General features: G+C 61.8%; 12 protein-coding genes and 2 pseudogenes. 9 read left to right on the top strand and 5 right to left on the bottom strand.

Going from position 1 to position 14,317, the window contains the following annotated elements; all coding sequences use genetic code 11:
• Nucleotides 1-27: 27 nt before the first annotated feature.
• On the bottom strand, nt 28-798 hold the full coding sequence (locus tag JOY50_RS02385; protein WP_132839957.1) for an IclR family transcriptional regulator: 771 nt from the start codon (nt 796-798) through the stop codon (nt 28-30).
• 152 nt (nt 799-950) lie between these two features.
• Between JOY50_RS02385 and JOY50_RS02380 the strand changes: the two genes are divergently transcribed.
• The 4 genes from JOY50_RS02380 to JOY50_RS02365 are packed head-to-tail and all read left to right on the top strand — an operon-like array spanning nt 951 to nt 5,528.
• A complete protein-coding gene (locus tag JOY50_RS02380; RefSeq protein ID WP_132839954.1) occupies nt 951-1,760 on the top strand; it encodes a shikimate dehydrogenase in 810 nt (269 codons plus the stop codon).
• 4 nt (nt 1,761-1,764) lie between these two features.
• Entirely contained in the window at nt 1,765-3,498 is a 1,734-nt protein-coding gene (locus JOY50_RS02375; protein ID WP_132839951.1) for an FAD-dependent oxidoreductase, read from the top strand.
• On the top strand, nt 3,483-3,803 hold the full coding sequence (locus tag JOY50_RS02370) for an NIPSNAP family protein (RefSeq protein WP_132839948.1): 321 nt from the start codon (nt 3,483-3,485) through the stop codon (nt 3,801-3,803). Before JOY50_RS02375 ends, JOY50_RS02370 begins: the two co-directional genes overlap by 16 nt.
• A 42-nt stretch (nt 3,804-3,845) precedes the next feature.
• Nucleotides 3,846-5,528 carry an FAD-dependent oxidoreductase gene (locus tag JOY50_RS02365; protein ID WP_243054699.1) on the top strand — a complete coding sequence of 561 codons (1,683 nt, stop codon included), beginning with the start codon at nt 3,846-3,848 and terminating at the stop codon, nt 5,526-5,528.
• A 19-nt stretch (nt 5,529-5,547) separates the two neighbouring features.
• Here JOY50_RS02365 and JOY50_RS02360 read toward each other — a convergent pair.
• A pseudogene (locus tag JOY50_RS02360) lies at nt 5,548-6,852 on the bottom strand (type VI secretion IcmF C-terminal domain-containing protein); the annotation flags it as partial.
• Nucleotides 6,853-7,176: 324 nt separating this feature from the next.
• Here JOY50_RS02360 and tssB point away from each other — a divergent pair.
• The 5 genes and pseudogenes from tssB (at nt 7,177) to JOY50_RS02335 (ending at nt 11,119) form a co-directional block, all read left to right on the top strand.
• Entirely contained in the window at nt 7,177-7,680 is a 504-nt protein-coding gene (tssB, locus tag JOY50_RS02355) for a type VI secretion system contractile sheath small subunit (protein WP_132839937.1), read from the top strand.
• A 17-nt stretch (nt 7,681-7,697) separates the two neighbouring features.
• Nucleotides 7,698-8,324, top strand: a pseudogene (locus JOY50_RS02350) (type VI secretion system contractile sheath domain-containing protein); the annotation flags it as partial.
• 182 nt (nt 8,325-8,506) lie between these two features.
• Entirely contained in the window at nt 8,507-8,764 is a 258-nt protein-coding gene (locus JOY50_RS02345) for a PAAR domain-containing protein (RefSeq protein WP_132839906.1), read from the top strand.
• Nucleotides 8,765-9,095: 331 nt separating this feature from the next.
• The gene (locus JOY50_RS02340) at nt 9,096-9,506 is read left to right on the top strand and encodes a histone-like nucleoid-structuring protein, MvaT/MvaU family (RefSeq protein ID WP_132839904.1); all 411 of its coding nucleotides are present in this window, start codon (nt 9,096-9,098) and stop codon (nt 9,504-9,506) included.
• A 323-nt stretch (nt 9,507-9,829) separates the two neighbouring features.
• Complete coding sequence (locus JOY50_RS02335; RefSeq protein WP_371855216.1) at nt 9,830-11,119, top strand: MFS transporter; 1,290 nt, start codon at nt 9,830-9,832, stop codon at nt 11,117-11,119.
• Nucleotides 11,120-11,366: 247 nt separating this feature from the next.
• On the opposite strand, the gene JOY50_RS02330 is transcribed toward JOY50_RS02335, so the two are convergent.
• From JOY50_RS02330 to JOY50_RS02320, 3 genes are all read right to left on the bottom strand, one after another.
• Complete coding sequence (locus JOY50_RS02330; RefSeq protein ID WP_138736708.1) at nt 11,367-12,182, bottom strand: sugar phosphate isomerase/epimerase; 816 nt, start codon at nt 12,180-12,182, stop codon at nt 11,367-11,369.
• 31 nt (nt 12,183-12,213) lie between these two features.
• Nucleotides 12,214-13,266 (bottom strand): Gfo/Idh/MocA family protein, encoded by a 1,053-nt coding sequence (locus JOY50_RS02325; RefSeq protein WP_138736709.1) that lies wholly within the window; start codon nt 13,264-13,266, stop codon nt 12,214-12,216.
• 141 nt (nt 13,267-13,407) lie between these two features.
• Nucleotides 13,408-14,184 carry an IclR family transcriptional regulator gene (locus JOY50_RS02320; RefSeq protein ID WP_132839898.1) on the bottom strand — a complete coding sequence of 259 codons (777 nt, stop codon included), beginning with the start codon at nt 14,182-14,184 and terminating at the stop codon, nt 13,408-13,410.
• Nucleotides 14,185-14,317 lie beyond the last annotated feature (133 nt).

Raw genomic sequence — 14,317 nt, 5'->3', positions numbered from 1 at the left:
GCGCTGCCACGTGGCCTACATGGCGCCTCAATCCAGCACTGGCCGCAACAACGCCTGCGCCTCGTACAACGGCGGCAAATAACGCATGCGAATTTCATCAACACTCAACCGCGAAGCATGGGTGGTGATGGTCAGCGTCGCTTTCAGCTGCCCGGCACGGTCCAGCAACGGTACACCCAGCACCCGCATACCGATTTCATATTCCTGATCAACAATACAGAAGCCCTGCCCCTTCACCCGGTGCAATTCCGCCTCCAGCTGTGCCCGGTCTGTGAGCGTATAAGGCGTCAACGCCCGCAATGGGTTGCGTGCAAAGTACTCATCCCGCTCCCCGTCACCCAGCCAGGCCAGCCAGATCCGCCCGCCGGCCGTGCAATACATTGGCACCCGCGAACCGGGCCTGATCGACAACGAAGCCACATGGCTATAGCGGCTGCGCACCAGGTGGATGATCTCGTCACCATCGCGGGTACCCACCGACACATGCTCCTGGGTCTGGCGCGCCACCTGCTCGACAATCGGCCGCAGCATGCGCGGCAGTTGCGCCGAGTCCACGTACGCCTGGCCGATCCGCAAAGCCTTGGGCGTCAGCCAGTACTCGCGGCTGTCGGTTTCGGCAAAGCCCTCGTGCACCAAGGTCAGCAAAAAACGCCGTGCGGCGCTGGGCGTAAGGCCAGACAACCTGGCTGCCTGCGGCACGCTCAGGCGCGGTTGCTCGGCGCTGAACAATTGCATCAGGGCCAGGCCTTTCTGCAAGCCGGCGATCAAATCGCGGGGGTGGATGGCGGGCGTGTTCATCTTTACGACTCGCAAGTGGGCAAAAACAGCCGATTACTGCGATAACCGGATCATGATTGCGATTATCGCATCAAAAGCCCGATCAACGCATTGTTGCTCTCCCGCCTCTGCATCACGCTTGCCTCCACAACAACATCAATAAGGAGGTCAGCATGATTAGTGGTTCCACTGAACTGGTTGCTATCGTCGGTTCGCCCATTGCCCAGGTGAAGTCCCCCGAGAACTTCAACACCTGGTTCGCCAACAACAACTGCAACGTCGCCATGCTGCCCATAGACCTGCACGAAGCCGCGCTGGGCAGCTTTGCCGACAGCCTGCGCGGCTGGCAAAACCTGCGCGGTTGCGTGGTCACCGTCCCATACAAACAGACCCTGGCCAGCAACCTGGACGGCTTGAGCGAACGCGCGGCCGCCCTGGGCTCGGTCAATGTGATTCGCCGCGAGCCTGGCGGGCACCTGCTGGGCGACAACGTGGACGGCGCCGGCTTCCTGGGCGCTGCGCGCAAGCATGGCTTCAAGCCGGCGGGCAAGCGGGCCTTGGTGATTGGTTGCGGCGGTGTTGGCAGTGCCATCAGCTATGCGCTGGGTGAGGCCGGCATTGCCAGCATCACCCTCCATGACCCCAGTGCTGCACGCTTGGGCGCGTTATGCGAACTGCTTGGCAAAGCCTTCCCCGGGCTCAGCATCAGCACGCAGTTCAGCGGGCTGGAAGACTTCGACCTGGTGGCCAATGCCTCCCCTGTCGGTATGGGTGCAAACGCAGAGCTGCCATTGTCTGCCGCGCTCCTGGCAACCCTGCAGCCCCGCACCCTGGTCGCCGACGTGGTCACCTCGCCCGAGATCACCCCGCTGTTGAACCGGGCTCGGCAGGTTGGCTGTGCGATCCAGACCGGCCCGGAAATGGCCTTTGCCCAGCTGGGCCACCTGGGCGCCTTCATGGGCGTGACGCCACTGGAGATCTAGCACCATGGCTGACTTCGAACACACACAACAACACTTTGATCTGGTTGTGCTGGGCAGCGGCGCCGGAGGTTTTGCCGCTGCGGCCACGGCGGCTCGCCGCGGGCTGAAGGTGCTGGTAGTGGAAAAGGCCGAACGCTTTGGCGGCACCTCGGCGATATCCGGCGGCGCGGTATGGCTGTACGGCACCGATCAAGCCCGCGTCGCGGGGGCCAAGGATTCACCCGAGGCCATGCGCACCTACCTCAAACATGTTATCGGCGACGGCTACGACCCTGCCCTGGCAGACGCCTTCATCGAGCACGGGCACCAGGCGCTGCGTTGGCTGGAACAGCACACCGAGCTGCGCTACGCCCTGCGCCCGCACTCACCGGATTATTACCCCGATGCCCCCGGCGCTACCCAGTTTGGTCGGGCACTGGAAATGGTCGAATACGACGGCAAGCACCTCGGCCCCCGTTTCAAGGACCTGCAAATGCCACCGCCCGGCATGCTGTTGTTCGGCGGCATGATGGTCAACCGGGTGGATATCCAGCATTTTCTCAGCATTCGTCGCTCACCCCAGTCGCTGTGGCACTGCCTGAAACTGATGGCACGTTACGCGCGAGACCGCCTGCAGCATCCGCGTGGCACACGGCTTACTACCGGCAACGCACTGATCGCCCGCCTGGCCACCAGCGCCTTTGCCCATGGCACACAGCTGTGGTTGCGCAGCGAGGCCCTGGAACTGATCGTTGAACAGGGCGCGGTCACGGGCGTGGTGATACAGCACGAGGGGCGCCGCGAGCGGGTACTGACCCGCGGCGGTGTGGTGTGCGCCATGGGCGGGTTCGCGGCAGGCGCGCTCGCCGCCGGCTACCGGCCAGCCCAGCAAGCACCGCACCTGACCATGTCACCCGCTGCCAACGACGGCGCTGCCCTGCGCCTTGGCCAGGCCGTGTCGGCGGCCCAGGGCGAGGGCCTGGCGGCCAACTTCTTCTGGGCACCGGTTTCGGAGCTGCGCCATGCCAGTGGCGAGCGTGAGCGCTTCCCGCATCTGGTTACCGACCGCGCCAAACCTGGCGTGATCGCGGTAAACCCGGCCGGGCGGCGCTTCGTCAACGAGTCCGACTCCTACCACCACTTCGTGCAGACCATGTTCGCCAACGGTATTGCCAGTTGCTGGCTGGTCTGCGATGCCGAGGCCATGAACCGCTATGGCCTGGGCCTGGCGCGGCCAAAACCAGTGAACAACCAGGCGTTGATCGATGCCGGCTACCTGTACCAGGCCGCAACACCACAGGCCTTGGCCCAAGCCATCGGCGTTGACCCAGAGGTGCTTGCGCAAACCCTTGAGCAGTTCAACGCAGATGCCCGCAATGGCATCGACCGCGCGTTCGGCAAGGGCGGCAACAGCTACAACCGCTACATGGGCGACCCACAGCACACGCCCAACCCCTGCCTGGCGCCACTGGCAAACGGGCCGTTCTATGCCATTCGCATTCACACCGGCGACCTCGGGTCGGCCTGCGGCCTGGTCACCAACGCCAATGCCAACGTGCTGAACCGCAGCGGCCAGCCGATTGCCGGGCTGTACGCGGTCGGCAACGACATGAACTCACTGATGAAGGGCTCCTACCCCGGCCCCGGCATCACCCTGGGCCCTGCCCTCACCTTCGGCTGGCTCGCTGCCAACCACATCACCGCGCGCCTGCAGGCGCCGGCCACCCAAACGGAGACCCCTGCATGTACTACGAACTGAGAACCTACACCCTCGACCCACTGAAAATGGCCGACTGGCTGGCGCTGTACCAAAGCCATGCGCTGGAAGTGCAAAGCGAACACCTGGGCAACCTGGTGGGCTTTTTCACTACCGAGTTCGGCGACGTCAACCAGGTGGTGCACATCTGGGGCTATGCGAGCCTGGATGAGCGCATTGCGCGCCGCGCCGCAATGGCAGCAGACCCGCGCTGGGCGGAGTTCTCGCGGCGCAACCGCGAACTGGCGGCGGTCGTACGCCTGCAATCGCGGCTAATGCGGCCCACCGGCTTTTCGCCGCTGAAGTAAACCGTACAGCACCTTCTTTCAACGCCTGAGCGGAACCCTTGCATGCAACCCCTCGAATGCGACGTACTCGTCATCGGCTCCGGTGCCTCTGGCCTGGCGGCCGCCGTTACCGCCGCGCATCACGGCCTGCACGTGATCGTTGCGGAAAAAGCCAGCCAGTTGGGCGGCACCAGCGCCTGGTCGGGGGGGTGGCTGTGGGTACCGCGCAACCCACTGGCCATTGCCGAAGGCATTGTCGAAACCGACGATGCCCCAGAACGCTACCTGCGTGCGCAAACCCACACCCGCGAGCTGGACCCACGCCAACGTGCATTCCTGCGCCACGGCCCCGAGATGGTGGCGTTTTTCCAGCAGCACACTGCTGTGCAGTTTCAGTGCGGCAGCCGCATGCCCGACATGCGCGAAGGCGATGGCAGCGCACACGGCGGCCGTTCGCTGTGCGCACTGCCCTACGACGGCCGCCTGCTCGGGCCTTGGCTGCACAGGCTGCGCCCACCGCTGGACATCGTCAGCCTGGCCGGCATGGGCATTGCCGGCGGCGCCGACATGGCTGCCTTTTTCAATGCCACACGCTCGCCCAAGGCAGCGCTGCATGTGGGTAAGCGCCTGCTGCGTCACGGGCGTGACCTGCTGTTACACCGACGCGGCCAGCAACTGGTCAATGGCAACGCACTGGTGGCACGCCTGCTGCGCAGCGCCCTGGACCTGGGTGTGACGCTGCTGACCGACAAGCCGGCCAGCTCCCTGTTGGGTGAAGGGCGGGTTAGCGGCGCGCTGTTTGCCGATGGCCAGGCGATTCACGCACGCCGGGGGGTGGTGCTGGCCTGTGGCGGCTTCCCGCACGATCGCCAGCGCATCGGTCAAATGATGGCGCATGCGCCGGATGGCACCCGGCACTACTCTGCCGCGCCCAAAGAAAACAGCGGCGACGGCCTGCGCCTTGGCGAACAGGCCGGCGGCCTGGTGAGCACCGAGCTGGCCCAGGCCGGTGCCTGGGCACCGGTTTCGCGGGTACCACGCACTGATGGTACCTTCGGCCATTTCCCGCACCTGATCGACCGCGCCAAACCCGGTTTCATTGCCGTGCGCCGCGATGGCCGACGCTTTGTCAACGAAGCCGATTGCTACCATGACTTCATGAACGCCCTGTTCGCTGCCACGCCGCAAGGCGAACCCCATGAAGCCTGGCTGATTTGCGACCACGCTGCGCAACGCCGCTACGGCATCGGCTGGGCCAAGCCGTTTCCCTTCTCCACCCGCTTTTACCAACGCTGTGGCTACCTGCACAGCGGCGCTACGCTGGCACAGCTTGCGCAACGCTGTGGGATCGATGCCGCGCAGTTGCAGCGCACGGTGGATGCCTTCAACCACCCTGCGGCACAAGGTGAAGACCCCGCCTTCCAACGCGGCGCGTCAGCCTACAACCGGGCCCAGGGCGAACCGCAGCAGGCACCCAACCCGTCGCTTCGGCCGTTGCTGAAGGGGCCGTTATATGCGGTGAAATTGCTGCCAGGCAGCCTTGGCACCTTCGCTGGCCAGGGCACCGACGCCTCAGCCCGCGTGCTGGACCACGCGGGGCAGCCGATACCCGGGCTGTTTGCGGTGGGTAACGACATGCACAGCGTGATGGGCGGGCACTACCCGAGTGGGGGTATTACCCTTGGGCCGGGGATGACCTTTGGGTATCTGGCCGGTAGAGCGTTAAGTGGGCTGCGTTCACCGTAAACACCGCAAGGGCTGATTTTCATAAAGGCTGCCCATGCACCTGCTCTACCTGAGCCACCTTGGGCGACTGTTGCAACAACCCTCGCGGCAATCGGAAGCTTTTGAACGGTTGCTGGGTAATGGGATTGAAGGCTTTTTCAGCATTCAGTCGATAGCGCATCACGCCATCACCGGTCCGGAAGCTCAGGTCTACGCTGGTTGGCGTCCGCCCATTGAGTGAGCCGCGGCTGAGCAAGCGGAACATCGACCATGGCCCGCGGTACTCCAGGCTGCTGCTGTTACCGTTCTGCCTCAGCAAGGTAAGGTTGCTGCGCACCTGCTGCCCCAAAGTATTGGGCCAGACGATCCCAGTGATCTGGCTCGGCCCATGGGTGTAGGCGATCAATTGACCATCCAGGTCCAGCAGGCTGGTACGCTGGTTCGCACTGAGCCCCAACGGCTCGATGCTGAACTGCACACTCAGCTTGCCGCGCTGGTCAAAGAAAGTTTCGCGGATGCGATCCGCCAGCTCGAGTTGCTCGATCACGTCGGCGCGAATCAAGGATTGCCCGTGCCGAGCGGACTGCAAGGCCTCAAGGTTCTCCTTCAGGAAGACCTCCAGATATTGATCATGAAACTGCTGCAGCCGCCCTTTCGGCCCGAAGAACGCTTCGAAGTCATCCAGTGAAGCATCGGGTGCCTTCACCATAAACGGGTAGCGGCCTGCCAGACGTTGCTGGAAGAAACTGTACACCTCAGCATCCCAACGTCGCTCCAGTTCGCGCAGTGCTTCAACGTTCAGTACCTGGGCGGTCTGGTCGGCGAGCTTTCTGACCTGGTGGTTGATGGGCTCCGGCAAGCCTGTGGCAATACGTTGAAGGGTGCCTATCGGGTCATGCCCTGTCATCGCAAAGCGCTGATGCACGGCTTGCAGTGCGGCCTTGCCGCGGTCCGGGCTGTCCTGTACGGCCTTGGCGTAGTCCAGCACGGCCGCAACAGCGCCAAGGGTTTCATCGTAGTAGCTCGGCTTTTCTCCTGTCGCCTGCAGCATCGCGCCCAAGCCTGCAAACGCCCGCTGGATGGCTAACGCTTGCTGTTGTTCGGGTTTGGCCGTTGCTGAGCGCAGCGAATTCAGTTCATCCGTTATTTCAACACCAGCTGGTGAAGCGAGTGAGGTGTTATCCCTGACCGTATCCAGCAGCCGCTGCAAAGGTGCTGCTGGGCCGGTCAACTGCTGCAGGACCGTGACACCATGGTCCAGATCACGGAAGTCGGCCACGGTGAAGGCGTTCAAGGCGCGTCGCCAACTGTCAATGTAATCGGCGCTGTAAAGGTTAATCATCCTGAACTTACTCTCTGAAATAGTACAAACGGCCTATATTACGGCGCGAATTTTCCTACAAATAAATGCCAATGCACATATGCGCATGCAGCCAACTCGAACAAATCCAGCGGAAGCCTAATACAGAGTTCCGAGTGCACACAAACAAATATTTATTTACATCTTTACTCTCGACCAGCGGACACTTTTCCATGCATGGTTTTTATAGAAGACGGGCAGCCCGCCCCACCAATTAAACACATGTAGGAAACTTCCTACAACATCGCGACAATACTAAACACAACTTGCTTCCAAGTCTCCTACAACTCAACAGGGAGTTACGTACTGATGTCTAAAAACACGGGATCCGTCGCACCTAAAGAACGCGTCAATATCAAGTATGTCCCCGCGACGAGCAATGAGCAGGCTGAGGTGGAGCTGCCCCACAAGATGCTGGTTCTGGGCGACTTCGGCCTGGATGACAGCCGTGCGCTTGAGGACCGCCAGGTCGTGCGCATTGATAAACACACATTCAACAGCGTGTTGAACGACGCCGACGTGAGCCTGGACGTGTCTGTGCCCTCCAGGCTCAGCACCGCCCCGGATGCCGAGCTGGCGGTCCACCTGCAGTTCAGGTCCATCAACGACTTCGGACCGGACCGGATCGCGCGCCAGGTGCCTGAGCTGAACAAGCTGCTGGAGCTGCGTGAAGCGCTGGTCGCCCTGAAAGGCCCGCTGGGCAACGTCCCCGCCTTCCGCAAGCATCTGCAGCACCTGCTTAACAACGAGCAGGCCCGTAAACAACTCGCCCAAGAACTGGACCTGGTGCTTGAAGCACCCGAAAAAGACTGAGACAACGGAGCGTCCCCATGCCTAAGCCAAGCAACACTACCACCACCACAGACGCAACGACCGACACGTTGGGCAGTGCCACCTTGCTGGACCAGATCATGGCAGAAACCAAACTGGTACCTGCTCAAGAGGGCTACCAGGTTGCCAGGCAGGGCGTATCTGCGTTCATTGCCGAAATCCTCAAAAGCAACGACCCGGATCAACTGATCAACAAGCACCGGGCCGACCAGATGATTGCCGAAATCGACCGGTTACTCAGCAAACAGATGGATGTCATTCTGCATCAGCCTGAGTTCCAGCAGCTCGAATCATCATGGCGCAGCCTGAAACTTCTAGTCGACCGCACGGACTTCAGGGAAAACATCAAACTCGAAATCCTGCATGTCAGTAAAGAGGAGCTTTTGGACGACTTCGAAAATGCTGCGGACATTACCTGCAGCGGTATCTACAAACATGTTTACACCGCAGGTTACGGCCAATTCGGGGGAGAGCCGGTTGCGGCCATGGTTGGCAACTACAACTTCGGCCCCTCTTCCCCTGATATCAAGCTGCTGAGTTACATGGCCTCCGTTGGCGCCATGTCCCATGCGCCATTTCTTGCCGCACCTGCCCCCGAGTTCTTCAACTTGAGCAGTTTCGAGGAACCCGGTGAAATGCAGGGCAAAAAGAACTGGCAACTGCCGTTCTGGGCCGTGCTGTTCCCCTACAACCTCACCGTTGCCATCTGTTGGTACTTCGTCTGCAAACTATTCAATGTCCGAGCAGCACCACCGCCCCCAGCAGCCTTCGAAGAACCCCACGTTCAACCCCGCAAAAGGAAGCGCAAATGAAACCCATCGTACTGGTAGGCCATCGTCATAGCTGCCCGCTCCATGGCGAAGGCACTGTGGAAACCGGCGCAAGCGCAACATTCGTGGATGGCAGGGCCGTCGCACGCGTGGGCGACCGCATCAGTTGTGGCGCAGTCATCGAAACCGGCGCTGCATGCACGATTATCGAGGACCAACCCGCCGCGAGGGAGGGAGACACTACCAGCCACGGAGGGGCTCTGATCGAGGGAGACCAGGGTTGGCTCATTGATTGAATGCAACTGCCGGCACTGAGCCGAATGCGGTTAACCCCAGCGTTAAAACCAAACCTCTCCCTTGGTTTTAAAGCCGGTCAATCAATTGATTGGGCCGTTCTTCGGTCCAAATAACGAGGATGCGCTCACAGGCACAGTACCCCATGGTAATTGATGACATTATAATAGCCTCCAGCGTGGGAATATTCTTACACAGGGCACTTAGAACTAAACAGCCCACGTTCAACACAGCCCCATGGGTTATCAAGAAAAATCCATCAAATTATTTCACCGCTTGCATTTACGCCCGACAACCACTAACACTTATCTCATCGCCCGATGGAGATAAGCCATGTCCCGCCTCGCCGAATTCCGTGCCCTCGAACGACTGCTTACGGCAAAGCCCGAACTTTCCTTCATTAAAGTCGACCCCAACCTGATCCGTGACTTCGAATTTGAAAGCAAACTTCACATGCTGCTTGCCGAATATCAATTCAATCTGTCCCATGTCCTGGCCATCATCGAGAGCGAATGCACGACCAACATTGACGAGGTCTATCAGCAATGCCGTCCTGTCGCACCGCCCCGACTTTATAGAGCCCGGCAAAGCAAATACTATATAAACCCACACACAGGGCAGGAAGTTGAAGCAAAGAGCACCCTGCACAAAACCGTGCGGTTGTGGATTCAGCAGTACGGCCGGGAGGAGGTCGAAAGCTGGGCAACTGCATGGTCTGTGTACACGCCCAAATCTGACCAGTAGCCCCCTCACCCTGCCAGGCACGACCACCACAGCCTGCCCTTCCCTTCTGGACCTGCGCCCCATCAGGCAACCAGGTTGAAAGCCTTCTACCCTTTATTGACGTGAATCCCTGCCGCGCCCACAGGGCAACGCAACCGTTCGGTAACCGAACAGTAGCCCGTCTCTTGAATTGACGCTGCCGCCTTCACTGCGCACCATGCACCGGCCTTGCGTGCCCCCCCTGCCTGGGACTTGGTCACGCACCTGTAGCACCGCAGCTGAATACAATTTCAAGAAACGAGCAGTTTATGAACCACACCAAGACCACCCCCGCCGCGCCCCGGATGCATCAGGGTTCGATTGGCGACAAGCTTCGCGGCGCCTTCGGCGTCGGCAAGACCCGCTGGGGCATGCTCGCCCTGGTGTTCTTCGCCACCACCCTGAACTACATCGACCGCGCCGCCCTTGGCATCATGCAGCCCGTGCTGGCCAAGGAGATGAGCTGGACGGCGATGGACTACGCCAACATCAACTTCTGGTTCCAGGTCGGCTATGCCATCGGCTTTCTGCTGCAGGGCCGGCTGATCGACAAGGTTGGGGTAAAACGCGCCTTCTTCTTCGCCGTACTGCTGTGGAGCCTGGCCACTGGCGCCCATGGCCTGGCCACTTCGGCGGCCGGCTTCATGGTCTGCCGTTTCATCCTGGGCCTGACCGAGGCCGCCAACTACCCGGCCTGCGTGAAGACCGTGCGGTTGTGGTTCCCGGCGGGTGAGCGGGCCATTGCTACCGGCCTGTTCAACGCTGGCACCAACGTCGGCGCCATGGTCACCCCGGCCCTGCTACCGCTGATCCTCGCCGTGTGGGGTTGGCAGGCAGCGTTCATCGCCATGGGCTGCCTGGGCCTGGTGTGGGTGGTGTTGTGGGTGTTGAAGTACTACAACCCTGAAGACCACCCCAGCGTGCGCCAGAGCGAGGTGCAGTACATCCAGCAGGATGACGAGCCCGAGCCGACCCGTGTGCCGTTCAGCCGTATTTTGCGCCTGCGGGGCACCTGGGCGTTTGCGGTGGCCTATGCGATCACCGCGCCGGTGTTCTGGTTCTATCTGTACTGGCTGCCGCCGTTTCTGAACCAGCAATACAGCCTGGGCATCAACGTGACCCAGATGGGCATCCCGCTGATCATCATCTGGCTGACGGCGGACTTTGGCAGCATCGGCGGCGGCATCCTGTCGTCCTGGCTGATCGGCCGTGGCGTGCGCGCCACCACCGCGCGGCTGGTGTCGATGCTGATCTTTGCCTGCACCATGGTCAGCGTCGTCTTTGCCGCCAACGCCAGTGGCCTGTGGGTCGCCGTGGCCGCCATCTCGCTGGCGGTAGGCGCGCATCAGGCGTGGACAGCGAATATCTGGAGCCTGGTGATGGACTACACGCCCAAGCACCTGGTGAGCACGGTGTTCGGCTTCGGCAGCATGTGCGCGGCGATTGGCGGGATGTTCATGACGCAGATCGTCGGCAGCGTGCTGACCGCCACCAACAACAACTATGCCGTGTTGTTCACGATGATTCCGGCCATGTATTTCCTGGCGCTGGTGTGGATGTACTTCATGGCACCGCGCAAGGTCGAGAGCGCCTGAGGGCGCTAGCCACTTACCTCTACGGGGCCCTTGCGGGCCCTTTTTTTGGTCTGATGATCAGACCGTGAAAGCGCGTTTTCTGTCGGGGCAGCGTTGATTGCAAGGGGAAACACAAGTCCTGTAGGAGCAGCCTTGTGCTGCGAAGAGGCCATTGCAGCCGAAGATAATCTTTAGCCTTACCGGCCTCTTCGCAGCACAAGGCTGCTCCTACAGGGGTGAAGCGGTAGACTGCGTGATGGTGCCGAAATCAGACGGTGGCCAGCACAGCCATGGCCTTCTCCAGCGCCATGCGCGCGCGCTGTTCACCGCTGATGCCTTGCTCCAGCAGCTGCCGTGTGGGGATTTCCAGGCTCAGCGGCACGGTGGGCGGCAGGCCGCGCAGCAGGCTGACCAGGTCGGCATCGCCGTCACCAGGGAAGCGCCGCTCGTTTCGCGCCTGGCGCAGAATCTCGTCCATGTCGGCCGGTACCGGGCCGGCTACGTCACACAGCTGGGCGTAGCGCATGCGCTGCGGCGCCAGTTGTGTCAGATCGTCCAGCGAAGAGCCGGAGCGATTGAAGTGGAAGGCATCCACCAGTACGCAGCCATTGCTGCGGTCGGCGTTGGCCACCACCCGCATGGCCTGGCTCAGGTCGCGCACATCGGTCCAGGGCATGAACTCCAGATGCGGGTAAATGCCATACCCCGCTGCCAGGTCACACAACGCGGCAAAGCGCTCGGTCAGACGGGCTTCATCCGGGTCGTTGCCGGCCACCAGCAGCTCTGTGCCACCCAGCTCGGCGCCTACCGCCAGAATCGGTTCGAAATCGGCCACGCAGGTTTCGGGCTTAAGGCGCAGTATCTCCAGGTCGAGCACCTTGATACCGGTGTCGCGCAGGCGCGCCTGGGTTTGCCGGCGCAGGTCGGCGTCGGCCACCAGCGGGAAGTGCTGCTCCTGTTCGGTGGCCGGCACCAGGCGCAAGCCAACGTGGCTGTAACCGGCGCGGGCAGCTACCTCGACCATGTCCGGCGGGGACAGTTCGAGGACCGTCAGCGCGGCGAGGGAGAAAATTCGATCAGTCATTGTGAGTCACCAAAAATAAGTCAAGGTCGGCTTAGGCAATCTGCTCGGGCGCACAGGCTCGGCCGCTTTGTGAGGCATGGCGAATGGCGTCGACCAGCGCCAGGGTGCGGCCAGCGTCGGCAGCGTCGATCAGCGGCGCCTGCTCACCGCGGGCAACCCGCACGAAATGCTGCAACTGCAGGGTCAACGCTTCGCCCTCAGGAATGGTTTCTTCGCTCTGCAGCAGCGGCGTGTGCCAGCCCGACCCCGCCTCGGCGTAGTGCCAGCGCTTGAGCTGGGGAATACTCAGCGCTCCTTGGGTGCCGGCCAGCAGGTAGCACGGCTGGCCATTTTGGCGCGGGTACATCGGGCTTTCGCCAGAGTCCAGCTCCCAGCTCCACGGCGCGGCCACCGCGTCCGAGCCGGTCAGGCTACCCAACGCACCGTTGGCGAACTGCAGCAACACCGCGGCGCTGTCTTCGTTGGCAAAACCACGTACATCGTTACGGGTGAACGCCTGCACCTGCACCACCTCGCCGCACAGATGGCGCAGCAGGTCGAGGTCGTGGATCAGGTTGGTCAGCAAGAAGCCCGCCCCCGGCTCGCGACGCCATGGGGTTTCGAAGTAGCTGTCAGGTTTTTGCAACTGCCACAGTGCGGTGACATTGATCAGCCGGCCCAGCTTGCCGTCGGCAATCACCTGGTGCGCCTTGGCGATCAGTGGATTGTGGCGCCGGTGATGGCCAACCAGCACTGGCACACCCCGGCTGCGCGATGCCTCTACCAACGCACGAACTTCATCCAGGTGCACGCCCACCGGCTTCTCGACCAGCACTGGCACGCCGGCCTCGATGCAGTCCAGAGCGGTAGCCACATGCAGGTTGTTCGGGTTGGCAACAATCACTGCCTCTGGGCGCACATGCTCCAGCATCTGTCGATGGTCGGCAAAACAGGGCACGCCACATTCGGCGGCAAAAGCGTCGGCCTGCGGGCCGGGGTCGGCCACCGCACACAGTTGGGCTTGCGGCACATTACGCAGGTGCTGGTAGTGCTGGCGGCCCATGATACCGGCGCCGATCAAGGCAATACGAAGGGGTGCGTTCAACAGCCTGTCCTCTTGTCATTGTTGTGATGCTAATTCTGAAACACGATTCCAGAATCAGCGCATCACAATTTAGAACCAAGTTCAGCTTTACAGAAGAACCGGCAGAACAGACTGTGCGGTAATCGACCAGTAATGTGGCCTTCAGGCAAACAGTTCGCTTGCCCGGCTGGCTGCGGACAGCTCTTGCGCCGCCGCCAGCAATAGCGGCGCCAGCTCTGCGAGGCGGCTTTGCGCCAGCCGTGCGCTGGGCCCGGCGATGCTCAATACGCCAATCACTTCGTCAGTTTGCGGGCGACGCACCACAGCCGCCAGGGCCGAGGTACCGATGGCCGAGGTTTCCTGGACCCAGGCATATCCCTGCTCGCGGGCACGGTGCAGGTAGGCAAGCAGCTCCTCGGTGGAACGTGGCGCGTTCGGGCCGAACTGCGCAGGGTCGGCAATGCCTTGGCGCAACACCATCTGCAGCGCCTGTTCATCGTCCAGGCTGGCCAGCCAGGCATGCCCGGAGGCGGTATAGAACAGGGGTGCATCGCGGCCCATGTCCGGGTCGTAGCGCAGCCCGGAGCGGGCGCCCTGGGACTTGGCGATCCAGGTCTGGCGGGCACCGTCGATCACGCCAAGGCGCACCAGTTCGCCGCTGTCCTGGGCCAGGCGGTCGAGAATCGGCTGAATAATGTCGGCACCGTTGCTCGACAGGTATCGAAACCCCAAGGCCACCAGCTTGGCCGACAGCTGGTAGCGGCTGTTGTCGCGGTTCTGCCGCACGTAACCCAGCCGCACCAGCTCGGTGAGCATACGGTGGGCCGCGCTCTTGGGAATGTCCAGGCGCTCGGCCAGGGTTTGCAATGGAAGCCCTTGGGGTTCACCGGTAAGGCTTTCTACAAGACTGAAGGCGCGTTCGATCTGACTACCAGCCATGACACAGGTTCCTGAATTTTTTACGGATTCTAGAAGATGATTCCACATGAACGGTAGAGGGCGCAGCCAGGACGCCGCGAAGTGTCCGGTTATCGCCCAGAAGTTGCTCTGCCAAGCTGCCATGCCCTTGCAG

The organism is Pseudomonas sp. BP01, assembly GCF_022760795.1.
Classification (GTDB): domain Bacteria; phylum Pseudomonadota; class Gammaproteobacteria; order Pseudomonadales; family Pseudomonadaceae; genus Aquipseudomonas; species Aquipseudomonas putida_Q.
This window is presented reverse-complemented; position numbering and strand designations above follow the sequence as displayed.